The sequence below is a fragment of the Nostoc sp. NOS(2021) genome (genome assembly GCF_017115025.1).
Taxonomy (GTDB): Bacteria; Cyanobacteriota; Cyanobacteriia; order Cyanobacteriales; family Nostocaceae; genus Nostoc.
The window spans coordinates 1-6,768 of the sequence record NZ_JABXKM010000112.1; the positions used below are offsets into that span (position 1 = coordinate 1).

The 6,768-nt window shown below is 41.8% G+C and carries 4 protein-coding genes and 1 pseudogene; 3 read left to right on the forward strand and 2 right to left on the reverse strand.

Annotated elements, in window-relative coordinates; all coding sequences use genetic code 11:
• Positions 1-474 (reverse strand): annotated as a pseudogene (locus HWQ41_RS14035) (hypothetical protein); the annotation flags it as partial.
• A 343-nt stretch (positions 475-817) separates the two neighbouring features.
• On the opposite strand from HWQ41_RS14035, the gene HWQ41_RS14040 reads away from it, so the two are divergent.
• Positions 818-1,471, forward strand: coding sequence for a MotA/TolQ/ExbB proton channel family protein (locus tag HWQ41_RS14040; RefSeq protein WP_292763574.1), 654 nt, complete (start codon positions 818-820; stop codon positions 1,469-1,471).
• Positions 1,455-1,859, forward strand: a complete 405-nt coding sequence (locus tag HWQ41_RS14045) for a biopolymer transporter ExbD (RefSeq protein ID WP_292763576.1) — start codon at positions 1,455-1,457, stop codon at positions 1,857-1,859. The genes HWQ41_RS14040 and HWQ41_RS14045 overlap by 17 nt, the downstream gene beginning before the upstream one ends.
• 82 nt (positions 1,860-1,941) lie before the next feature.
• Here the strand turns inward: HWQ41_RS14045 and HWQ41_RS14050 are convergent, their stop codons facing one another.
• On the reverse strand, positions 1,942-2,709 hold the full coding sequence (locus HWQ41_RS14050) for a thioesterase II family protein (RefSeq protein ID WP_292763578.1): 768 nt from the start codon (positions 2,707-2,709) through the stop codon (positions 1,942-1,944).
• A 1,269-nt stretch (positions 2,710-3,978) separates the two neighbouring features.
• Between HWQ41_RS14050 and HWQ41_RS14055 the strand changes: the two genes are divergently transcribed.
• Positions 3,979-6,519, forward strand: coding sequence for an NACHT domain-containing protein (locus HWQ41_RS14055; RefSeq protein WP_292763580.1), 2,541 nt, complete (start codon positions 3,979-3,981; stop codon positions 6,517-6,519).
• Positions 6,520-6,768: the final 249 nt, after the last annotated feature.

Below are 6,768 nucleotides of genomic sequence, written 5' to 3' on the forward strand. Positions count from 1 at the left end.
AGGAACTTCTGGCGCTGATTGTGGAATGGGTGCAGATTTCACAGGAACTTCTGGCGCTGATTGTGGAATGGGTGCAGATTTCACAGGAACTTCTGGCTTGGTAGCAATTGCTTTTGGCGGCGTATTTGTCGGCTGTGGCTTCTGAGCGACTGCTGTAATCTGTTCAAATTGCTGCTGAACTTTTTCTACTGGTGGAGTTTCTATAGACTGTTTTTGAAGGATTTCTGGTTCTTTTTTGGGTTCTTCGGGAATTTTTTCAAGTGGTTTTTCTGGTTCCGCAGTCGGAGCATCAACGATCGCCACCTCTATTGGTTCATCTTCTGGTGTGGGCACTCTCGTCAAATAATTACCTATGCCTGAGGACAGTACGCCGATATGCAGCGCCAGTGAACCTATCAGACTGTAAGTCAGAAAAGACTTGAGAGCCTCAACTTCTTTGGAACGTTGCTCGACAGTAATGCCGGAAAAGCTCATAGCTATTGCTACCTATTCTCACTAATTTAGCTATCTTAGAATGCAAGGTTACAAATATCAAGTAAACAATTAAAATTACTTGCGATCGCGTTACAGAACCCTGCACTAGCAAAAACATCTTTTTAAACCACCAATTATCATGGTTTTTGGACAAAATTAATTTTTGTTTCAATTCAATTAATTTAATTTATGTAAAACTAACGAACAATTAAATAAAAATCATGAGCATGACATTTGAAAAAATTATCATTATATTTTATATTTTATTGAGAAAAAGTTTCAGCTTTTCTCTAGATTCTGGTAGTCTGATTTTGTATTGTGGATGACGTTATAGAGGCACTACATGGTAATTCAGAATTTGTTTGCAGCAGGTGGTGTGGTCATGTGGCCCCTGTTGGTATTTTCGGTATTGGGTGGGGCACTGATCATCGAGCGGATCAGATTTTGGGTACGGATCAATAAGCGTCAAAGCCGCGTGGTGCGAGATGTTTTGAATCTCTACCGTCTCGATAATGTTGTCGGTGCAATGGAAAAACTTCAGAAAAACGCAGATTTGCCACTCGCCCGGATTTTTCTGGCGGCTTTAGAATTAGAGGAGCCAAATCCAGAGGAATTTCGTTTGGCATTAGAAAGCGAATCGCAGGCTGAGATACCTGTATTAAAACGTTTCCAAAACATTTTCGAGACAATCATTAGTCTAGCACCACTGTTGGGTCTTCTCGGCACTGTGTTAGGATTGATAGCCTCCTTTGCTTCCCTAAATATTGGTGACGTGGGAGGTAGTAAAACCACGAATGTTACCGCTGGGATTAGCGAAGCTTTGGTATGTACAGCATCAGGATTGGTCGTTGCTATATTCATACTCGTGTTTGCCAACACCTTTCGGGGACTGTACCAACGGCAAATCGCCCTAATTCAGGAGTATGGTGGACAACTAGAATTACTTTACCGCCGTCGTTATCAACGAGGAGAAAAAGCGTATGCGTCTACCAGATGAGCCAGAACTTCCACTACAGATCAACGTTGTGCCGCTGATTGACGTGATTTTTGCAATTTTGACATTTTTCATCATGTCAACTCTGTTTTTAACGCGTTCAGAAGGTTTGCCAGTAAATTTACCGAAGGCTACCACAGCCAAACAACAGCAAGTTCCCACTAAAATTACCATTACGGTAGATGAAAAAGACCAGGTAAGCCTGAACCGTAAACCAATTGCAGTTGATGATTTGACAGCGCAAGTGCGGACTTTAGTTGGTTCTAACCCAGAAGTGTTAGTGATTATTAATGCTGATGAAAAAGTTGATTATGGTCGGGTGGTGGCTGTGATGGATCGGGTACGTCAGGTTAAGGGGACAAAGTTAGCGATCGCTACCCAAAGACAATAACTAGAAATATTGGACATCAGAAGTTCAGAGAGTCAGGAAAATTCTATATTCTGACTCCTAACTCCTTTTTGTGTGATGACTACTACCAACTATGGTTACGCATCTGCAATTCTTGAGATATAAGTTTAAATAATAATTGTTGGTGTGAATGAATAAAAAAGTGGTCGCCATCAAACATTTGTAATGAGAAAGCAGCGATCGTCTGCTCTCGCCATGCTTGCAATTCATCATGACTAACTTCTTGGTCTTGCAAACCACCAAAAACAGTAATTGGACACTCCAGTGGCTGTTTTTGAGTGTAAATATAAGTTTCTAGAACGGCAAAATCTGCCCGCAAAATGGGGAGGAACATCTGCATCAGTTCCGGGGTTTCTAGTACTGCTTTGGGTGTACCGTTAAGACTGCGTAGCTCATCCTGCAAATCAGGGTCTGATAGGACGTGGAGAGGTGGTTTTGTGAACGGGATTTGCGGGGCGCGACGAGCAGATATGAAGAGATGAAAGGGAGCAAGACTATACTGAGAGCGAAGTAGACGGGTCAACTCGAAGCTAACTAATCCGCCCATACTGTGACCGAAGAAGGCGAATGGTTTGTCTAAATATGGTATGAGAACTGGAGCGATCGCTTCAACAAGAGATTCTAATCGCGTCAAGGGTGCTGATTTAATCTGTCTTCCCCGTCCCGGATATTCCACAGCACAGACTTCGATATTACTAGGAAGACTATTAGGCCATGTGCGAAAAATCGTCGAACTACCACCAGCGTAAGGGAAGCAGAATAAACGCAAGTTGGCTTGAGGATTTGGTTGGGGACAGATAACCCAGGAATTGAAGCTTGGTGTAGTTGTCATAATAGACCGTGCATGAGCCGTTTCACACTTTGTAATTGATTGCTAGAAACTGGTTTATATCTTACAAATGACCTGACAAGGGCAGATATTTCCTATTAGGAAAAATGTAATACTGTATTCGGAAAGCAGACATCTTGCTTATCTGATCAACTTACTACATATAGTGAGGAGTATTCGATGAGCGTTTACATTATTCTATTCGACCCAAATCAACATTAATAGCGCGATCGCTACAACTTATATCTAAAAAATTTACACCGGAAAGTCGTGAGATGCAAGTTGCACAAGTTGTAAATTTTTGGCATGAAAACCCAGTATACCAACAAATTGAAGACTGGTTGGCAGATGCACAAAACGACATCAGTGAAGTAGCAAAATATCCAGATTAATCAGGGATTACTGGGGCAAGTGTTATCTAAATGCCGGATGAAGAAGCCCAGAGGATTCGTGAGCAGTTACCCAATGCCTTAATTTTACGCGATCAGCCGATTGAGTTGATTCAGCCACAACAAAGAAATAAAGGCTGAATTGTGGCATTTGGATGCGTTAGCAAAGCTCACCGTTCGCGTAGCGTTCCGTTGGCGCAGCCTCTCGTAGAGAAAAAAAGGTATCGCTCTCATTCCTAATCACATGAGGTACATCATTGTCCCCTCCTCGCTTGCTCTTAGGGGGTTGGGGGTGGGGTTCTTGTACTTCACTCAAGCCAGAACGATCAGTTTCAGTCGGGGTTTAAATCCCCGTCTGAAAATGTCTTTAATGCAAGAATTTTGAATTGTTAAGACATTCCTTATTTGGTTCCTCCTAGAGAAGGAGTTTATTCATCAGTTCAAAGTCGTGGTTATGAAGCTTGGGACGTAATTTCAATGGAAATCCCAATCGTTTCTGGTATAGCAGCGTTAATCTTAGAGAAGTATACTAAGCAAATTCCGGTAATAGATTTAATTGACGGACTGCTTAGTAACCCCATAGTTAACAATTCAAAATTCAAAATGAGGCTCGCAGACTCGCTAACGCTACGCTAACAAAATTCAAAATTAAAGATATTTTCAGACGGGGATTTAAACCCCGACTGAAACTGACGTTACCTGTAGAGGTAGGGGTCTTAAACCCTTTGATTTACGATAAATCTAGGGGATTGAAATCAGGACGCAATGCAATGCTAAGTGCGATTATTGCTTTTTTACTCAGCATTCAGCACAGTTTCGGTAAAGATTTGGGACATGACAAGGAACGCCAAGGTAAAGGTTTAATTAAGGTAACCGCAGCCCTATGAAACTTAGTGAAAATCAAATTGCCAAAATTGACCCTCTGCTTAAGGAAGCTTTGATGGAGGCTAAGGAAAATAAAGTGATTCGAGCAGTTATTAGTTTAGGGGACGAAAATCAAATTAGATTAAATGCTAGCAATTCATTGCTGGAACCTCAGCAGTTTACATCATCTGAGGCTTATCAACAGGCATTAATTGATCAGCGTAAAAACCAGCTAGCCGAAGTGCTGGGTGATACTATCGAAGAACTCCAACAACTTTCTTTGAAACCTGTTGGAGGTGAACTCAACCGCGTTGTGGTTGTAGAAGGTTCGGCTGATGCGATTTTGCGCTCATTAGCACTGTCTGGAGTTAACCATGTCACTTTAGATCAGCCGATTGCACTGCCGGAAGTTGCACCAGATGCAGCGGTTAAACATTTTGCTGATATTTATATAAACACACTTGATCGCCCTTTAGATGAGAAAACCATAAAATTAATTTATCAAGCATCTGAGCAATATATTATTAACTACCACAGACGCCATAACAAGTTGCAAATATTGGGAATGCAACAGCCTGTAGATTTGAATTCAATCTACATAGCTGTGCAATGTTTGCAGCCAAGTGATATTTGGCGACTTGAATCAATTGAAGCTTTAGACAATCTTTTTTGCGAAGCTGGAAAACGCGGATTTCAGCCTCAAGATGCTGATCTGCAAGAGGGCATGAAAGTTGCCAATCAGCAGCAATATCTGATGATACTTGGGGCAGCAGGTGCAGGTAAGTCTACATTTTTGCGGAAGATAGGATTAGAAGCACTCAAGGGAAACTCTGGTGAATTACAACATGAATGTATTCCGGCTTTCATTGAATTAAAACTATTGACTGATAGAGAAATTAATCTTGAAGAAGCTATCAGGCAAGAAATGCGGTTGTGTCAGTTGCCATTTGAGGCAGAATTTACTACCAAAGCCTTACAACAAGGTAAGTTATTAATTCTGCTAGATGGATTGGATGAAGTCCCTACCGTAAACACCGATTTATTAATTAGGCAAATTCAAATTTTTGTTGAGCAATACAAAGAAAATCGGTTTATTATATCTTGCCGGACTGCTGCTTATAAATCGCAGTTTAGAAATTTGATGGAAATTGCGTGGTTTGCCGCCGTAGGCATCGCAGATTTTGATGAGGTTCAAATTCAGCAGTTTATTGAAAATTGGTTTTCTTCAGAGATAGATATAAGAGCCGGAACCGCTGATAATTGCTGGGAGTTAATTAAAAGCCAAGAATCAACTAAAGAGTTAGCTCGAACTCCTGTATTGTTAACTTTTCTGTGTTTAGTGTATGGCGAATCTCAAGACTTGCCTAAAAACCGAGCTACGGTTTACAGTGATGCTCTTGATATATTACTCAAAAAATGGGCGGCTGAAAAATGCATTCAAACCGCTCCCATTTATTGTCAGCTTGGCATCGATTTGGAGAAAATTATGCTAGCTGAGATTGCATATCACAGCTTTAAATCACAACGGCTATTCTTATCTCACCAAGAACTTGTGAGTCAAATTAAAGAGTTTCTGCACAATAACGACAATGCACCCAAAGATTTAGACGCTGAGGCAGTTCTAGATGCTATAGCTATTCAGCAGGGAATTTTAGTAGAACGAGCAAGGGATATCTACTCGTTTTCTCATCTGACACTACAAGAATATTTAACAGCACAATATATTGATGACCATCGCCAAGTTGAGAAATTAGTTATTGAACATCTTGTAGATACACGTTGGAAAGAAGTGTTTTTGCTGGTAGCTGGGTTAATGTGGGGTGGTGCAGATGAGTTACTGGTGTTGATGGAAACAGAAGTGCAAAAGTACATTAATACACCGAAGTTGCAAGCGTTAATCAACTGGGCAGAACAGGTAACAGTTGGATCTGAAGATAATTATAAGCCTGTGAGTAAACGTGCAGTTGCGATCGCGATCGCCAACGTCATCGCCAACGCCAACGCCATCGCCAACGCCATCGCCAACACCAACGCCATCGCCTACGCCATCGCCAACGCCAATGCCAACGCCTACGCTTACGCCTACGTCTACGCTTACGCCTACGTCTACGCCATCGCCTACACCAACGCCAAAGCCTATGCCTATGCCTACGCCATCGCCTACGCCAACGACATCGCCAAGGCTAATGCCAATGCCAATGCCAACGATATCGCCAAAGCTATCAGCTACTCTCGTGAACTTGAAAAATTAAAAATCTTCAATAACATCAACTTTACTGTGCTGATTGCTCGATTAAAAGCATTGAAAGCTAAAGTTACTGATAATAAACAGCCACAAAAAGCGCGTCTGGTATTTGCTGAACACCTCCAAAAAACTTTAGTTAATGCTTTCAATCTCAATCAAGAAATGGTCAACTTATCTGAGGAAGAAGTGAAAGCACTCGGCGATTATCTCTACGCCAATTACCTCATAATCCAGTGCAAACAAGCAGCAGTGCGGATGTCGCCCCAAACCTGGGAAACGATTGAGGCGCGAATGTTTTTGGTTTCAGGTGGTTAAGCAACATTAACAATTCAAAATTCAAAATTGTTCGCGCAGCGTCTCGTAGAGAAGAGAGTTTCAGACTCTTATTTAAACTCCGACTGTAGCAATATCCCGCAGGGTAACTGAACAGAGTCAGAGCAACTCCGCCTCTGACCTACGTGTTGACATTGCGCGTCTTAAACCCTTTAAGGGACTTCCAAGAAATAAATTATAGCGGTTCTCGCTTGAGTGAGGTACAAGAACCCCACCCCCAACCCCCTCCCC

Bases quoted from the DNA above. Each gene is read 5' to 3' on its own strand.
- HWQ41_RS14050 (WP_292763578.1), bottom strand. From the start codon at position 2,709: ATGACAACTACACCAAGCTTCAATTCCTGGGTTATCTGTCCCCAACCA.
- HWQ41_RS14045 (WP_292763576.1), top strand. From the start codon at position 1,455: ATGCGTCTACCAGATGAGCCAGAACTTCCACTACAGATCAACGTTGTG.
- HWQ41_RS14055 (WP_292763580.1), top strand. From the start codon at position 3,979: ATGAAACTTAGTGAAAATCAAATTGCCAAAATTGACCCTCTGCTTAAG.
- HWQ41_RS14040 (WP_292763574.1), top strand. From the start codon at position 818: ATGGTAATTCAGAATTTGTTTGCAGCAGGTGGTGTGGTCATGTGGCCC.